17 protein-coding genes are annotated in these 15,741 nt (G+C 40.5%); 8 read left to right on the forward strand and 9 right to left on the reverse strand.

The genetic code is table 11. From position 1 onward, the window contains the following. On the forward strand, positions 1-246 hold a 246-nt coding region (locus VGE44_RS04590; protein ID WP_331076574.1), incomplete at its 5' end, for an Lrp/AsnC ligand binding domain-containing protein. Between the two features lie 103 nt (positions 247-349). Here VGE44_RS04590 and ung read toward each other — a convergent pair. Next, entirely contained in the window at positions 350-1,027 is a 678-nt protein-coding gene (gene ung, locus VGE44_RS04595; RefSeq protein WP_331076575.1) for a uracil-DNA glycosylase, read from the reverse strand. Positions 1,028-1,101: 74 nt separating this feature from the next. Here ung and VGE44_RS04600 point away from each other — a divergent pair, with 74 nt between their 5' ends. Further along, positions 1,102-1,653, forward strand: a complete 552-nt coding sequence (locus VGE44_RS04600; RefSeq protein ID WP_324487906.1) for a DUF2892 domain-containing protein — start codon at positions 1,102-1,104, stop codon at positions 1,651-1,653. Between the two features lie 5 nt (positions 1,654-1,658). On the opposite strand, the gene VGE44_RS04605 is transcribed toward VGE44_RS04600, so the two are convergent. The 6 genes from VGE44_RS04605 to VGE44_RS04630 form a co-directional block, all read right to left on the reverse strand. Continuing rightward, a complete protein-coding gene (locus VGE44_RS04605; RefSeq protein ID WP_331076576.1) occupies positions 1,659-1,877 on the reverse strand; it encodes a hypothetical protein in 219 nt (72 codons plus the stop codon). Positions 1,878-1,965: 88 nt separating this feature from the next. After that, positions 1,966-3,687, reverse strand: coding sequence for a lysine--tRNA ligase (gene lysS, locus VGE44_RS04610; RefSeq protein ID WP_331076577.1), 1,722 nt, complete (start codon positions 3,685-3,687; stop codon positions 1,966-1,968). A gap of 171 nt (positions 3,688-3,858) precedes the next feature. After that, positions 3,859-5,772, reverse strand: a complete 1,914-nt coding sequence (locus tag VGE44_RS04615; protein ID WP_331076578.1) for a long-chain fatty acid--CoA ligase — start codon at positions 5,770-5,772, stop codon at positions 3,859-3,861. A gap of 130 nt (positions 5,773-5,902) precedes the next feature. Then, a complete protein-coding gene (locus VGE44_RS04620) occupies positions 5,903-6,229 on the reverse strand; it encodes an iron-sulfur cluster assembly accessory protein (RefSeq protein WP_331076579.1) in 327 nt (108 codons plus the stop codon). A gap of 48 nt (positions 6,230-6,277) precedes the next feature. Next, positions 6,278-6,691: a Fe-S cluster assembly scaffold IscU gene (gene iscU, locus VGE44_RS04625; protein WP_305364326.1), complete on the reverse strand. Its 414-nt coding sequence runs from the start codon at positions 6,689-6,691 to the stop codon at positions 6,278-6,280. A 107-nt stretch (positions 6,692-6,798) separates the two neighbouring features. Further along, positions 6,799-8,010 carry an IscS subfamily cysteine desulfurase gene (locus VGE44_RS04630; protein WP_331076580.1) on the reverse strand — a complete coding sequence of 404 codons (1,212 nt, stop codon included), beginning with the start codon at positions 8,008-8,010 and terminating at the stop codon, positions 6,799-6,801. A 111-nt stretch (positions 8,011-8,121) separates the two neighbouring features. On the opposite strand from VGE44_RS04630, the gene mce reads away from it, so the two are divergent. Next, entirely contained in the window at positions 8,122-8,523 is a 402-nt protein-coding gene (gene mce / locus VGE44_RS04635; RefSeq protein ID WP_331076581.1) for a methylmalonyl-CoA epimerase, read from the forward strand. A 297-nt stretch (positions 8,524-8,820) separates the two neighbouring features. Here the strand turns inward: mce and VGE44_RS04640 are convergent, their stop codons facing one another. Continuing rightward, entirely contained in the window at positions 8,821-10,023 is a 1,203-nt protein-coding gene (locus VGE44_RS04640) for an FAD-dependent oxidoreductase (protein WP_331076582.1), read from the reverse strand. 94 nt (positions 10,024-10,117) lie between these two features. Here VGE44_RS04640 and VGE44_RS04645 point away from each other — a divergent pair, with 94 nt between their 5' ends. The 5 genes from VGE44_RS04645 to VGE44_RS04665 all read left to right on the forward strand — a co-directional run bounded on the left by VGE44_RS04645 (position 10,118) and on the right by VGE44_RS04665 (position 14,001). Next, on the forward strand, positions 10,118-10,366 hold the full coding sequence (locus tag VGE44_RS04645; RefSeq protein ID WP_079701873.1) for a type B 50S ribosomal protein L31: 249 nt from the start codon (positions 10,118-10,120) through the stop codon (positions 10,364-10,366). Between the two features lie 65 nt (positions 10,367-10,431). Beyond that, entirely contained in the window at positions 10,432-11,616 is a 1,185-nt protein-coding gene (locus tag VGE44_RS04650) for a putative sugar nucleotidyl transferase (RefSeq protein WP_331076583.1), read from the forward strand. Between the two features lie 15 nt (positions 11,617-11,631). Further along, entirely contained in the window at positions 11,632-12,402 is a 771-nt protein-coding gene (gene tpiA / locus VGE44_RS04655; protein WP_331076584.1) for a triose-phosphate isomerase, read from the forward strand. Then, positions 12,399-13,241 (forward strand): 50S ribosomal protein L11 methyltransferase, encoded by an 843-nt coding sequence (gene prmA / locus VGE44_RS04660; protein ID WP_331076585.1) that lies wholly within the window; start codon positions 12,399-12,401, stop codon positions 13,239-13,241. The genes tpiA and prmA overlap by 4 nt, the downstream gene beginning before the upstream one ends. Before the next feature lie 424 nt (positions 13,242-13,665). After that, complete coding sequence (locus VGE44_RS04665) at positions 13,666-14,001, forward strand: helix-turn-helix transcriptional regulator (RefSeq protein ID WP_331076586.1); 336 nt, start codon at positions 13,666-13,668, stop codon at positions 13,999-14,001. A 591-nt stretch (positions 14,002-14,592) separates the two neighbouring features. Here VGE44_RS04665 and VGE44_RS04670 read toward each other — a convergent pair. Next, positions 14,593-15,711, reverse strand: a complete 1,119-nt coding sequence (locus tag VGE44_RS04670; protein WP_331076587.1) for a GNAT family N-acetyltransferase — start codon at positions 15,709-15,711, stop codon at positions 14,593-14,595. Positions 15,712-15,741: the final 30 nt, after the last annotated feature.

The following is a 15,741-nucleotide window of genomic DNA, read 5'->3' on the forward strand; positions in this document are numbered from 1 at the left end:
GATTTTCATAAGAATAATACCATCCAGGTTTTTTTGGAGGAAATCGATGCGATCAAAGAGATCACTGAATGTCATCATGTTACCGGTCAGTGTGATTTCCTGCTTAAGGCCTATGTCAAGGATATTAAATCATACGAGCGCTTGATTATGGATAAGATCAGCAAGATCAGTGTAGTTAAAACCTTTCAGACCATGATGATCATGTCGACGAATAAGAAAGAGCCGGCGGTGCCTTTGGAATACTAATTTGTCTATTATTCAATTTGTCTATTTGTCAATTGGAGGACTACTTTGACAATTAAAAATAATTGTCATGGACAAATCAACAAATTGACAAATCAGCAAATTCCTACTCTACCCTCCAATCAATCCCCTTCTCCCCATTCTTCTCCAGGTACTCATTCGTCTTGATGAAGTGATTGCACCCAAAGAATCCGTTATAAGCTGAAAAAGGCGAGGGGTGGGCGGCCATTAAAACCTGATGCTTATTCTGATCAATTAGTCCGGCTTTAGCCTGTGCATATTTACCCCATAATAGAAACACGATCCCTGTTCTTTGCTCCGACAGGATTTGAATTGCCTGATCAGTGAATTTTTCCCATCCCTGATTCTGATGGGATCCCGCCTTTGAGGCTTCAACAGTTAAAGTCGCGTTCAATAATAATACCCCCTGGTCTGCCCATGAACTCAGGTCGCCGTGTTGCGGAAATTGAAAGTCTTTGTATTCTGCCTGAAGTTCCTTGAAAATATTTTGAAGGGAGGGTGGAATAGGAACCCCTTTCTGAACCGAAAAAGACAAACCATGTGCCTGATTGGGGCCATGATAAGGATCCTGGCCAATAATAACAACTTTTACTTTTTTAAATGGAGTATGATTAAAGGCATTGAAAATCAAACTATTCCCGGGGTATATTATTCTTTTTTGCTCCTGCTGAGATTGAAGAAAGGAACGAAGTTTTTTCATGTACTCTTTCTCAAATTCTGCTTCCAGAACATCCTTCCAGCTTTCCTCTAGTTTTAAAGGCATAATTTATTAGATAGATATTGGTTAAACGCTCAAATAAACGGATATTTGCAACAAATTTAAGAGATAAGAAGACAATGCCTAATTTCATCAGATTGATAATTGCAGCCATAATATTGGGTGCATCGGTAACATTAATGGTTTTTGGATTTTGGGGATGGGGGATTCCTTTGGTTTTTCTTGCCATTCTTGTAGCAGTAACATTCTTTTATCATGAGAAGATGTTGATTGCTCAATACTTTCTGCGTAAAGATGATATGGATAAAGCAGGGGAGTGGCTTAAAGGAATTTCGAACTACGAAACTCAGCTATTTAAAGGCCAGCACGGCTATTATAACCTATTGATTGGATTGATCGAATCGCGTAAGGCACCACTTCAGTCAGAGAAATATTTCAAGAGAGCGATCAGTTTAGGAATGACCATGGATCATAACATTGCACTGGCCAAATTAAGTCTGGCTGGTATTGCAATGGCAAAAAGAAATAAACGTGAGGCAACTATTTATCTGCAGGAGGCCAAGAAGGCTGATAAGAATAAATTGCTTGCTGAGCAGATAAAAATGATGAAGGATCAAATGGGACAAATGGATCGTACGGTGCAGCAACGCAATTTCCGCCAACCCTTTTAATTTTCTTACTTATCCCTCAAATTGTCAAAACGGATTGAGTAGTCGCTGCAGCAAAGCGGACTTCCCACAAATTCTGGTTCATCATAGCTCTTCTTTGAACTGAAGAAATATTGTTCCGACTGAATCCGTTTAAGGAGTTGATGAATAAAGGAAAGATCAAAATCCTCTTTGTTAAGTTTGATCAGGTATTCCTGTTCCGTGATTTCAAGACTTGAATTTTTCATAACTTTCATATTAATTGGTTTAATACAAAAATAATAAAGGCCGACCTGCTTTATGCAGGGCGGCCTTTATGTTTATGTTATGATTTTGTTAACTAAACCATTCCATTACAGTATCCTTTGAAGGCATGGCGATTTCCAGCTTCATTTTTTTACGCATCCCGCCAAGGTCGTTAAATACCTTATTCGGATTGCCAGCTTTCAGTTCTTCAACGGTTTTAAAGCCCATTTTATTCAATACGGGAACCCATTCTGATGGTATGCCAATCGCAATAAAATCGTCGGCGGTAGCTATTTTTGCTTTTTTCTCAGGTCTCATCTGAGGGAAAAACAAGACTTCCTGTATGGTACTCTGATCGGTCATTAGCATAACCAGACGGTCGATTCCAATTCCAAGTCCGGAGGTAGGTGGCATACCATATTCCAATGCTCTCAGGAAATCATCATCCATAGCCATTGCTTCTTCATCTCCACGCCCCGCAAGCAAAAGCTGATCTTCAAAGCGTTCACGCTGATCGATCGGATCATTCAGTTCAGTATAGGCATTGGCGATCTCCTTGCCCATCACAAACAGCTCAAAACGCTCAACCAAACCTTCCTTGCTGCGGTGTTTTTTCGCAAGAGGAGTCATTTCGATCGGGTAATCGGTAATATAAGTTGGCTGAATCAGATGTTCTTCGACCTTTTCACTAAAAATCTCATCGATCAGTTTGCCTCTGCCCATAGTCGCATCAATTTCGATATTGAGTTTCTTACAGGTAAGGCGTAATTCATCCTCATTCATATTTGAAACGTCGATTCCTGTAAATTTTTCAATAGACTCATACATGGAAAGCTTCTCATAAGGACCGGCAAAGTCAATCTCATGTTCAGCAACCTTTATTGTTGATTTTCCGTGTACAGCCAGAGCCACTTTTTCAAGACATTCCTCTACCATCGCCATCATCCAGATATAATCCTTGTAGGCAACGTAGATTTCCATTGATGTGAATTCAGGGTTATGGGTACGATCCATTCCTTCATTCCTGAACATCTTGCCAAACTCATAAACTCCATCAAAACCGGCAACAATAAGTCTCTTAAGATATAACTCATTTGCAATCCGCAGATAAAGAGGCATATCCAATGTATTGTGATGAGTATTAAAAGGACGTGCAGCTGCACCACCATGTATCGGCTGCAGGATAGGGGTTTCCACTTCCATCCATCCCTGATCATCAAAATAGGAACGCATGGTATTGATTACTTTTGATCTTTTGATAAAGATTTGCTTGAAATCCGGATTAACTGTCAGGTCGACATAACGCTGCCTGTAGCGCATTTCCGGATCAGTAAATCCATCGTAGATATTTCCATCATCATCCCGCTTTACGATAGGGAGAGGCTTTAAAGATTTAGATAAAATCTTCATTTCACTTACATGAATTGAGATTTCGCCTGTCTTAGTGGTGAAAACATATCCGCTGACACCGACAAAATCACCAATGTCGAGCAGCTTTTTAAATACGGTATTGTAAAGTGTTTTATCTTCCCCCGGACAGATCTCATCGCGGTTGATATAGGCCTGTATCCTGCCTGTAGAGTCCTGTAACTCTACAAAGGAAGCACTGCCCATTATCCTGCGGCTCATTATCCTGCCTGCAAAACGGATATTCTTATAGGAAGTCTTATCCCGCTCGTAATTATTTTTAATGTCCAGCGCATTGACATTTACTTCAAATGCTTCAGGTGGATATGGGTCAATACCCAGTTTACGTAGCTCTGCCAGGGCTTCCCGGCGTAAAATCTCCAGTTCAGATAATCCGATGCTCATTTATTTTCAATTTCTGCAAAAATAGGGTTTTCAGCGCAAAAATGCTAAGGAAGCTTATCATACGGAAAACAAAACCAAAAGAGGTACAATTTCCCAATGAATATTGAAATGTCTTTACTCTTTATTCTTTGATCTTTTAGCTTTCGGCTTCTAGCTTTCAGCTTTCCGCTTTCAGCTTTCCTCCGTATCCTGCAAATACATCTCACTGATATCTTCCGAATATTTATTCTCGATTACCTTGCGTTTGGCTTTCATGGTAGGGGTAATTTCACCCTCCTCAATGCTAAATGGAGTTCGTTTAACAAGGAAAGATTTCATTCTTTCAAATTTGGCTAGCTCAGTCGAATATTTGCGTATATCCTCATTCAGCCAATCCAGAATCTTCTGATCCCTGATGAAGGAATCTTTTTCCTGGAAAAATTCTTCATTCAGGTGGAAAGTTTCCTGAAGTACTTCCTTTGATGGGATTAAAATAGCTGTAACGTATTCCCGTTTATCGCCAATCAGAAAGATCTGCTCTATCTTGGAGCTCTTCAGATAGGTGTTTTCAACCGGCGTAGGATAGATATTCTTTCCATATGCATTTACCAGCATATTTTTTATCCGGTCAGTGATCTGCAGGTTCCCCTTGTAATAGCGTCCAATATCCCCGGTATGGAACCATCCATCCTGATCGATAACCTCGGCAGTTTCCTGAGGCTTATTCCAGTATCCCTTCATTACACAATGTCCTCTTACAATGATTTCGCCTTCAGGACATTCAAAATTTTCATCGAATGTATCATGCGTCTGTATGGTCAGGATTTTCTTACTTTCCACATCCTGAATCGCTACTTCAATACCCGGAATAATACGGCCCACGGTTCCATAAACCTGGCGGTGGTATTCTGTCACCGCCATAACAGGAGAAGTTTCAGTAAGCCCGAATCCTTCCAGAATCTTAATGCCCAGGTTTCCGAAAAACTCACCGACATTTTTAGGCAATGCTGCTCCGCCCGAAAGCATGAACTTTAAGCGGCCACCGGTTTTTTCTTTGATCTTACTGAATACGAGCTTTTCTGCAATCGCTTTCTTCATGCTTAGTAATACTCCAGGCGTTTTTCCAGCTTCCTGAACTTCACGGTAGTGTTGCCCTGTTTCAATTGACCAAAGGAATATTTTGGATTTCAATCCACCGGCTGAGGTGCCGTTTTTCATCGCTTTATCATGAATCCGTTCCAGTAAGCGTGGTACACAACTCATAATAGTCGGCTTCACTTCTGCCATGTTTTTTGCCAATAGCTCTAGGCTTTGAGCAAAAGCGATTTTACTTCCTACAGCACAACAAACATGATAGGTAGCTGTTCGCTCAAATACATGTGACAGAGGCAGGAAGGACAGGAATACATCATTCTCATTGATCACAGGAATCTGCTCCAGACAAAACTTTACATTTTGTACAAAGTTGGAATGAGTTAACATAACTCCCTTTGGGATTCCTGTGGTACCAGAAGTGTAGATCAGAGAAGTTAGGTCACCTGGTAAAATTGCAGCCCTGGCTTCCTCAATTTTATTTCCTTGCCTCTCCAGTGCATTCTTCCCTTCTTCTATGAGACCACTGAAACTGATCACTCCGGCATTCAATTCTCTTTCGGGAAGGTATTTCTCATAATCATCAAATACCGGGATGATGCGCTGTAATTCAGGACAGTTATTGGCAATCTTAATTATTTTACGGAAAAGAAAAGGATTTCCTACCAGGATCGTTTTAGCAGAAGAATCGTTCAATATATATTCAATCTCTGATTCGGATAGGGTGGGATAGACCGATACGTTAACAGCACCAATTTGCTGGACTCCCTGATCATAATATACCCAATCAACCGAATTCTCAATGATCAGCGCCAGCCTGTCGCCTTTCATAATCCCCATCTCAAGAAAGTAGGAAGAGATGGCATCAGCAGTATCCAATACCTGTTTATAACTGATCTCTACCCAGCTTTCCTTAACCTTATGCATTAAAAAGGGGGTATTCTCATCGTGGACGTACCCGACCACGTTCCGCAGCAGGTCAGGTATAGTGGTGGACTCTGTTATTGGATTCATCTTAAGCATTTTGGGAAATATTTAATTAACAAGTATAACAGATTACCCGTTAAAATGCAAAAGGCTCTATTAAGAGCCTTTTGCATTGATATACAATCTGTTATGTGTAACAGATTGTTAAAAATTTGAATTATACCGAAAAACTTTCCCCGCAACCGCAGGTTCTGGAAGCATTTGGATTATGAAAATTGAAACCCTTCCCATTCAGTCCGTCTGAGAAATCAAGTTCAGTTCCCGCCAGATATAAAAATGACTTCATATCCAAGGCTAAACGGATACCCTGATCCTCAAAAAACTGGTCGCCCGGTTTTTCTTCATTATCAAAGTCCATTTTATAAGATAAACCTGAACATCCGCCTCCCTGAACAGAAACACGAAGAAAATAACCCGCATCGAGTCCGTTCTCTTTCATGAGTTCTTCAACCTTGTTTTTCGCTTTATCTGTAACTGTTACCATTTTATTCTGCTTATCATCAGCTCTTAGACCTTAGGACTAAGTGATTTATTAGTGGTGTGATTTTGCTGACTCTAATGCTTCCATCCCGTTTTTAACACGGTAATCATTAATAGCAGCTTTAATCGCATCTTCTGCTAATACAGAACAATGGATTTTCACCGGTGGAAGAGCAAGTTCTTCTACAATATCCATGTTGTCGATCTTCATTGCATCATCAATTGATTTTCCTTTCAACCATTCAGTTGCAAGGGAAGAAGATGCAATTGCCGATCCGCAACCAAAAGTTTTGAATTTCGCATCGGTGATCATATGGTTTTCGTCGACCTCGATCTGCAGGCGCATTACGTCGCCGCATTCAGGTGCACCAACCAAACCGGTACCTACTTTAGTACTGCTTTTATCAAGCGTACCAACGTTACGCGGATGGGTGTAGTGATCTATTACTTTTTCTGAATATGCCATAATTTTTTAATTTGAAAATTTGATAATATGTCAATTTGAAGTTGATTAATTTGTATTATTTATGCAGTTTGAAGCCCATTTTCAAATCTGCAAATTATACAATCAACTTAGTGTTCTGCCCACTCAATCTTATCCAAATCAATTCCTTCTTTAAACATCTCCCAAAGTGGTGAAAGGTCGCGAAGGTGATTAACTGCTTTTTTAGTTTGTTCAATCGCAAAATCTACTTCTTCTTCTGTTGTAAAGCGGCCAAGACCAAATCGTATTGAAGAATGTGCAAGATCATCAGATAAGCCCAGGCTCTTTAATACGTATGAAGGCTCAAGTGAAGCTGAAGTACAAGCCGATCCTGAAGAAACAGCCAGATCTTTCATTGCCATCATTAAACCCTCGCCCTCAACATATTTGAAAGAAATATTGGCTACATGAGGTAAACGATGTTCTACATTTCCATTCACATAACTTTCTTCAAGTTCAGTAAGTGAGGCCTGTAATCTATCGCGAAGCTTAGATAAGCGTTTTGCTTCCTCATCCATTTCAAGGCGGCAAAGTTCGCAGGCTTTACCTAATCCAACAATTCCGGGAACATTTAAAGTTCCCGAACGCATTCCTCTTTCATGGCCTCCGCCATCCATTTGTGCGGTTACTTTAACCCTTGGGTTTTTACGACGAACATATAATGCGCCAACACCTTTTGGCCCGTACATTTTGTGTGCAGAGAAGGCCATCAGGTCTATTCCATCAGCATTTACATCAACCGGGATTTTACCAACAGCTTGTGTTGCATCAGTCATGAAAAGTGCCCCATGTTTATGAGCAATAGCGGCAATTTCTTTAACCGGCTGAATTACGCCGATTTCGTTATTGCCATACATTATCGCAACCAATATTGTTTTCTCGGTCATGGCTGCTTCAAGCTCTGCCAGATCAATCAAGCCATCCGATTTAACCGGAAGATAGGTAACCACACCTCCCATTTTTTCAACGTGCTTGCAGGCATCCAGAACAGCCTTGTGCTCTGTAACACAGGTAATGATATGATTACCCTTTTCCTTATACATTTCAAAAACACCCTTGATTGCAAGGTTGTCTGATTCTGTTGCACCTGAAGTGAAAATAATCTCTTTTTCGTTTGCTCCGATCAGCTTTGCAACCTGCTCACGGGCATAGTCAACACCCTCTTCAGCAGCCCATCCAAAAGCATGATTCCTGCTTGCGGCGTTTCCAAATTTAGCATTGAAGTATGGCAGCATCGCATCAAGAACCCGGGGATCCATTGGAGTTGTTGCATTATTATCTAAGTATATCGGCAAATTCATTTTTATTCTTTTTAATACGATACAAAGATATGAAAATATTTTCTGCTTAATTTTCAATTTGTCTATGTCAGTATAGATAAAATGGTCATTTTTATGCCATAAAACAGATTCATGGACAAAATCGAACATATTGGAATTGCCGTCAGGTCATTGAAAGAGGCCGGGTCTCTTTACGGGACTCTATTGGGCTGCAAGAGCTACAAAACCGAAGAAGTAGTATCCGAGCATGTAATTACAGAGTTTTTTAAAGTCGGCGAAAGCAAGATTGAACTGCTCGAAGCCAGTTCTGCAGAAAGTGCGATCGCCGGTTTTATTGAGAAACGGGGGGAAGGGATTCATCATATCGCTTTTGCAGTTGAAAACATAGTAGATGAAATGGCGCGCTTAAAGGCTGAAGGTTTCAAATTGTTGAATGAAGTTCCAAAAAAGGGAGCAGATAATAAGCTGGTCTGTTTTGTTCACCCAAAATCAGCCCATGGGGTGCTGATCGAACTTTGCCAGGAGCTTAAATAAGCTGTTTTTATATTATACTGGTTAAAGGATGGTTTATACTTATCCTGGTAGGGCTCTGGTACACAATTATTATATTTTGGAAAGCAATCCCTGTGTTTTATAGCTTAGTTCAGCCCTTTCCTCCGGAGTATTTCCGGCAAGAAATCGCGTTCTGTTTCAAATTACGAATAGCCGGAAGATACCTCCTCCGGCAAGGTTTATTTTACCAGGAGCTGTATTTCATCGGGATGGAAAGCCCGACTCCGCTTGTGCGCTCGTCGCTTGCACCAACAGGACTGATCGAAATTGCCAGGAGATCTAACGACCAAAAGCAAATATTTTTTCATTCCCCGAAGGTTTGCCAACATAAAGATCCCGGATGATCTCAGCCGCAATTACGCTGAAAGTTATTCCGTTCCCGCCATAGCCCAAAGCAAAATAGGTGTTGGGATGTTCGGGATGGACACCAATATAGGGAAGTCCATCCTTTGTTTCACCAAATACCCCGCACCAGTGAAAGTCAATCTCCAGATCGATCTCCGGAAATAGCTTTTTGAATTTCCTTAATATAGTTTTATTCTTTTGTCCCATTTTTCTGTCCCGGCTTTCCGGATTCAGGAAGGCTTCATCTTCCCCTCCAACGATAACCCGGTTGTCGGTACTGGTCCGGATATAAAGGTATGGTCTCGCGGTTTCCCAGATCATGCAGCTTTCAGGCCATAAATTTTTCAGTACCGGTTTGCTTATAAATACATAGGTTGAATTTAGCTTCATGACCTTCTCCTTCAGAAAAAACTCAGACTCATAACCCGGTGAGCAAACCATTTTCTTTGCCTTTATCTCATGCCCCCGGTCGGTAAGCAGACGTATCCCATCTTTTTTATGATTGACGTTTACAATCTCAGTATAGCTGTAAACCTCCAGACCTGATTTCTTTTTATGATGATCCAACAGAAGCCGGCAGAGCATATAGGCATCAACCTGAGCTGAGGTATCTGTATAAATGGCCGAATCCCGGTCAATGCCAAATTGTTTTTTCAGCGTTTTTTTATCCAGAAATTCGATCGGGAGTTTATGCTTCTTACGGAATTCATACTCAAGCTTTAATTTTTTTGTGCCTTGTTTATTGGCGGCAAGCTGCAGACTGGGCTTCATTTCAAAGGAACAATCCAGTTTGAGTTTGGAAATGATTTGCTTTAAGGTGCTGATCGATTTCAGGCATAATGAATAACTCTTTACCGCATTTTCCGTCCCGATCTGATCAGAAAGCTCATGCAAAAATACGTCAATTTCATACTGCAGCTGGGCAGTACTTGCCGCTGTGCTGCCCGTACTGCTCATTCGTTTGTCAACTACAATGCATTTAGCACCAGCTTCACAAAGAAAATGCGCAGCCAGCGCTCCGGTTATGCCCGAACCTATGATCACAATTTCAGTTTCGATGTTTTTTTGAAGAATATTAAAATTCGTCATTAAGCCATCTTTTATAAGCCACCAGGGAAGACCGGATTTCAGATCCATAAATACTAAAGCTTGAATTCTCAATAAAAATTTAAATTTACTTTTTAATAAGTGTATTTTATTCTATATTTGCACCTCTTAAAAAGTATTGAAGATGAAAGCTGAATTGCATCCCAAAAATTATAGATTAGTTGTGTTCAAAGACATGTCTAATGAATATTCTTTCTTAACTAAATCATGCATTGATACCAAAGAAAGCATTAAATGGGAAGATGGTAACGAATATCCCCTTGTAAAATTAGAGATATCACACACCTCTCACCCTTTTTACACCGGTAAAATGAAATTGGTTGATACCGCAGGTCGTATCGATAAGTTCCGTTCACGTTACGAGAAAAAATAATTATTTATTTCGATAATATTTAAGGTCCCGGCTCATAAGGTCGGGACTTTTTTTATTTTTGTTCGATGAGTGTAATTCTTTTTGACGATCAGTTTCGAAGTAATTTGCTGCCCCTGGTCTATACCAGGCCGGTTTCTGAACTTAGGGTCGGAATTTTGACTATCGCTGATAAGTGGCGGAAACATCTTAAAACAGATGCAGCTTATTTAACTGAAAGTTACCTTCAGGATAAATACCCGCTCAGATACTTTGCAGTGAATCTTTTTATCAATTCGGCCGTTTGCCCTGATGATGATCTGATTGAGGCACTGGATACTATTAAAGAAGGGGAGGCACTCCTTGCAGGTCAATTACTGATCGCAGTGCGCCTGGCTGAAAGTGATGCCAGGGAATTTAGTCCGCTCCATACCGAAAAATTCAAACTGATTGAATACAGCAAGCCCTTTGTTCGGATAGCTTATCCGGATCATATTTTCACGATCAATGATACCGAGATCAGGAAGGACTTTAAACTGATTACCAAAGGCCGTCAATCAGCAGCTATAAGCAGTACCAATACAGTTCTGGGAGACGATATTTTCATTGAAGATGGTGTTGATGCCGAATGTTCTACTTTCAATACCCGTACAGGACCAATCTATCTTGGCAAAAGAGCCCTGGTGATGGAAGGATGCCATATCAGGGGTTCATTTTCCCTTGGGGATGATTCTGTTATTAAAATGGGGGCAAAAATCTATGGAATGACCTCTGTAGGGCCACATTCTAAGGTTGGAGGAGAGATAAATAATTCAGTGATCTTTGCAAATTCTTCAAAAGGCCATGAAGGTTACCTTGGCAATTCTGTGATCGGGGAGTGGTGTAATATTGGTGCCGACAGCAATAATTCGAATATGAAGAATAATTATGCTGAGGTAAGATTATGGGATTATCCTACCGCGGGGTTCCGCAAAACAGGCCTGCAATTCTGTGGTTTAATTATGGCAGATCATGCAAAATGTGCGATCAATACGATGTTTAATACCGGTACAGTGGTGGGTGTGGGTGCCAATATTTTCGGTTCAGGCTTCCCGAGAAATTTTGTACCCGACTTTTCATGGGGAGGAAATTCCGGTTTTGAAGTGTACAGTTTAAAGAAGATGTTTGAGACTGCGGCTAAGGTTTATGAACGCAGAAATTCAAAATTTAATGAAACCGACAGTGCTATTTTAAAACGGGTTTTTGAGATTACAGAACAATACAGAAGATTTTAATTCCAAATACATAACATGAGAAAAAGTATAGTAGCCGGTAACTGGAAAATGAATATGGGTCTGAAAGAAGGCATAGCTCTTTTCTCAGAAATTAGCGAATTGGTCAAAGCGGAAGTTAAGGGCGATCAGGGTGTGGTTATTTGTCCACCCTTTATTCACATCAGCAGCCTGGTTCAATCTTTAACAACTAATGATAAACTTGCTGTTGGAGCCCAAAATTGCCATCAGTCAGATAGTGGTGCCTTTACAGGTGAAGTTTCGGCATCAATGCTTTCTTCAGCAGGTGCGGCTTATATTATTATCGGGCATTCTGAACGCAGACTTTATTTTTCAGAATCGAATGCTCAATTGGCACAGAAGCTGGATGCAGTCTTAAAGAACAACCTTATTCCGATATTTTGCATCGGGGAGACCCTGGAGCAGCGCAATGATGGTTCTTATTTCGATGTGATTAAATCGCAACTGGCCGAGGCTGCTTTTCATCTTGCTGAAACAGATTTCAGTAAGCTTATAATTGCCTATGAGCCGGTATGGGCCATTGGAACCGGCTTAACAGCCAGCCCGGAACAGGCTCAGGAAATTCATGCCTATATCCGGACCCTGGTAGCCGATAAATACAATCAAAGCCTCGCAGACGATCTGACCATACTCTATGGAGGCAGCTGCAACCCTAAAAATGCTTCCGAATTATTTGCACAGCCCGACATTGACGGGGGACTGATAGGGGGGGCTTCTTTGAAAGCCCGCGATTTTGTGGATATCATTAAAGCCCTGGATCAGAAATGACCTATTTAGAGCTGGTTTTTACACTTCAATCTGCTGAGGAATTCCATAAGGATTTGCTGATCAACGCCTTGTCTGAGATCGGCTTCGATACCTTTGAAGATACAGATCAGGGATTTAAGGCTTATATCCCCGAATCTGAACTGGATCAGAGTAAACTGGATAGCTTAGCTGCAGACTTTGCAGATATGTTATCTTTTACCTATACCCAGAACAAAATCCCCCATCAAAACTGGAATGAGGTATGGGAAAGTAATTTTGAACCGATACAGGTAGCCGGTAAATGCTATATCAGGGCAACATTTCATGAAGCTCATCCTGAATTTGAACATGAGATCGTCATAGATCCCAAAATGGCTTTTGGCACCGGACATCATCAAACTACCGCATTGATGATGGAATTTATGCTGGAAGAGAAGTTTAAAGGCAAGAAGGTACTTGATATGGGCTGCGGGACAGGTATCCTCGCAATTCTGGCCTCTAAATTAGGAGCAAAGGAAGTGCTGGCGATTGATTATGATGAGATCTGTTATGAAAGCACGATTGAAAATTCAGAGCTGAACAAGATCAGCAATATAATAGCCCTTAAAGGTTCTAAGGAGGTAATTCCTGATCAGAAATTTGATATCATTCTGGCCAATATTAACCGCAATATTTTGATCGATCAGCTGGAGACTTATGCCCAGGCTTCCATGCCCGGAACCTTGCTCTTTCTGAGTGGCTTTTATGAGGATCCCGATCTGGAAATTTTGAAAGAGAAGTGTGAAAGCCTTGGATTCAGCTATTTAGAGCATAAAGAATTAAATAATTGGGTTGCTGCTAAGTTCAGGTTTCATTCCTGATCTGGTATTTGCTTAGTTTTTTTAATGAAGAAAATATTTTTATATTTAGTATAATTATTGTCGTGTTTTTTCGTTCAAAATAGAAATTTCATGTTTTCTACAGTATTCTATTGTTGCAGATCCCTGGGTTAAAATCTTTTCTTTTAACCCTTTAGAAATTAAATCATTTCTATTGAAAATAAATTAATATAAAATATATGAATTTATTCCAATGAATAGAACTTTTTCCAGAAATATACGTTTAACAGTTAGATTCTCCTAAAATGGTTTTACAATCACCATAATAAGAATCTTATTATTCGGCATTGGTTCTGCTAAATAAAATTAACATAAGCGAAAAAAATCGTTTCCAATGACAATAATTATTTCAAAAATTCGCTTTTAAATAGAATACACCTACCATCTATCCTATAAAAACAATACAATGAAAGAATTAAGTAAAAAAATACGCTTATTGCGGCATCAGAAGAGCTGGAGCCAGGAAGACGTTGCCAAACGTTTAAAAATTTCAATCCCCGCTTTCTCCAAAATAGAAACCGGTATTACTGATGTAAATGTATCCAGACTCGAAGAAATAGCCCGAATATTTGATATGAGTTTAGTTCAATTATTAACATTCAATGATTCAGAAGAACAGGAGAAGCATAACTCAGATCTTGAAGACTTAACCATAAAACTTCATGAGCGGGAGATAGAGCTTCTCGACATGCAAAAGAAGATCATCGAATTGTATGAAGAGCTTCGAAAATTGAAAGCATAGTCCCGTAAATTCCAGAAAAGTCCCGCATGTGCGGGACTTTTTGATTTAATATATCTGTATCAGATGTCAGAAAGGTTAAAATAAGAAGGTAATAATTGCCTATATAAGGCTCTGGGTTCGCAATGATTAGATTTTGGAAAGCAATGCCAGTGTAGTATAGGCTGGCTCAGCCCTTTCCTACGGGGTAGTGCCGGCTAGAATAAGCGTATGATTCAAACTCCCATTAGCCGGCAGCTACCTCCTCCGGCAAGGTTTATTTTACCCGGTGCTGTATTTCATCGGGACGGGTAGCCCGGTATGCTGGTGCACGTTTACTGCACATTCCAGAAATTAAATAAAGAAGCACGTGCGACACGCCTGCGCTCAATGTCATTATTTAAGGATTACGATCCTGACGAATTCAGGATCTCCTCCATTATTAAAAAAATGCATTGTCATTCTGGCGAAAGCCAGAACCTCTTGCCCTTAAATAATGACATTGCGCATGCGCTAGAAAGGGGCTGGCATGACCGAAGAGACACAGACCTTGCTATCTGACAAAGGAAATTTACTCAATCAAAAATAGCCCGGCAATTCTATATCAAACTCATGTTAAAACATTTTCCGCATCGTGGCATGCCTTTTACCAAAGGTAGCTCCGGTAGCCTCATGAATGGACAGCATCTTGTCGTTAAAATCACCAACCCATGATAATTCCAGCTCAAGATACTGGTTCAAAGGGAGCACATATTCTTTGAGTTTGATGAATAATGCCGATTCCAGGCCGTGTTTCTGAAAGGCTTTCTTCGTACCCATTACCACTGCCCGCATCCGGTTTACCCCTTTCCAGCGATAGTAGAGGAATTTTAGCTTTTCTATTAAACCGAGTTTGCCATTGAAGCTTTTAATCATTTGATTCGCATCCGGAAGAATCACAATTACTGATGCCGGTTCATTATTGATGTATGCGAACCAGATCAGCTTCTCATCCATCACCGTTTTCATTTTATTGAAAGTTTCCAGAATTCCTTTGGTTTGAAGCGGAACAAAGTTTTCAAAATCCTGCCAGGCATCATTGTATATTTCAGCAAAATCCTTTGCATAAGCCTCCAGCTTGTTCACTTCAAGGTGTTTAAAGCTATAACCCGGTTTATTGGCAACCCATTCGGCGATCTTGGTAAATCGCTCCGGAAAGGGTTTATTTACCTCAAGGTGATTCGTAATCTGCTCATAAAGCGTTTTGAATCCATAAGCCTCAAAAAGCGCTTTATAATAGGGGTGATGGTAATTCATTCCATACGAAGGTGTGGTAAATCCTTCGATCAGGAGTCCCCAGAAACTGTCATTTTCTCCAAAATTGATCGGCCCGTCCATAGCTTTCATGCCCTTTTCTGCCAGCCATTTTTCGGCAGTGCTGAACAGTAGCTTAGCCGCTTCCGGATCATTGATACATTCAAAAAAGCCAATCCCGCCGGTAGGCTGTTCGGGCTGATAAGCCTTTTTCTCATTCACGAAGGCGGCTATTCTTCCGATTAATTTGCCATCGTCTGATTTCAACACCCATCGGGTACATACACCATGCTTATGCAGCTCGTTCTTTTCGGGATCGAAAACAGCTTCAATATCTTTATCGAGCGGACAAACCCAGTGAGGATCATTCCTGTAAATTTCGCGCGCCACATCCAGAAATTCGCTCGCAGTTTTCTTATTCTTGACTTCGGTTAAAAGCATCGTGTAAATGGGGTAAAATAAAAAAAGCAT

The organism is Daejeonella sp. (assembly GCF_036405355.1).
Taxonomy (GTDB): Bacteria; Bacteroidota; Bacteroidia; order Sphingobacteriales; family Sphingobacteriaceae; genus Daejeonella.

Excerpts from the sequence above, each read along its gene's own strand:
- VGE44_RS04630 (WP_331076580.1), bottom strand. The coding sequence starts at position 8,010 with ATGAATTTGCCGATATACTTAGATAATAATGCAACAACTCCAATGGAT.
- iscU (WP_305364326.1), bottom strand. The coding sequence starts at position 6,691 with ATGGCATATTCAGAAAAAGTAATAGATCACTACACCCATCCGCGTAAC.
- VGE44_RS04665 (WP_331076586.1), top strand. The coding sequence starts at position 13,666 with ATGAAAGAATTAAGTAAAAAAATACGCTTATTGCGGCATCAGAAGAGC.
- mce (WP_331076581.1), top strand. The coding sequence starts at position 8,122 with ATGGACAAAATCGAACATATTGGAATTGCCGTCAGGTCATTGAAAGAG.
- VGE44_RS04640 (WP_331076582.1), bottom strand. The coding sequence starts at position 10,023 with ATGGATCTGAAATCCGGTCTTCCCTGGTGGCTTATAAAAGATGGCTTA.
- VGE44_RS04620 (WP_331076579.1), bottom strand. The coding sequence starts at position 6,229 with ATGGTAACAGTTACAGATAAAGCGAAAAACAAGGTTGAAGAACTCATG.
- VGE44_RS04600 (WP_324487906.1), top strand. The coding sequence starts at position 1,102 with ATGCCTAATTTCATCAGATTGATAATTGCAGCCATAATATTGGGTGCA.
- prmA (WP_331076585.1), top strand. The coding sequence starts at position 12,399 with ATGACCTATTTAGAGCTGGTTTTTACACTTCAATCTGCTGAGGAATTC.
- VGE44_RS04670 (WP_331076587.1), bottom strand. The coding sequence starts at position 15,711 with ATGCTTTTAACCGAAGTCAAGAATAAGAAAACTGCGAGCGAATTTCTG.
- VGE44_RS04605 (WP_331076576.1), bottom strand. The coding sequence starts at position 1,877 with ATGAAAAATTCAAGTCTTGAAATCACGGAACAGGAATACCTGATCAAA.
- VGE44_RS04650 (WP_331076583.1), top strand. The coding sequence starts at position 10,432 with ATGAGTGTAATTCTTTTTGACGATCAGTTTCGAAGTAATTTGCTGCCC.
- tpiA (WP_331076584.1), top strand. The coding sequence starts at position 11,632 with ATGAGAAAAAGTATAGTAGCCGGTAACTGGAAAATGAATATGGGTCTG.
- VGE44_RS04645 (WP_079701873.1), top strand. The coding sequence starts at position 10,118 with ATGAAAGCTGAATTGCATCCCAAAAATTATAGATTAGTTGTGTTCAAA.
- VGE44_RS04615 (WP_331076578.1), bottom strand. The coding sequence starts at position 5,772 with ATGAATCCAATAACAGAGTCCACCACTATACCTGACCTGCTGCGGAAC.
- ung (WP_331076575.1), bottom strand. The coding sequence starts at position 1,027 with ATGCCTTTAAAACTAGAGGAAAGCTGGAAGGATGTTCTGGAAGCAGAA.
- lysS (WP_331076577.1), bottom strand. The coding sequence starts at position 3,687 with ATGAGCATCGGATTATCTGAACTGGAGATTTTACGCCGGGAAGCCCTG.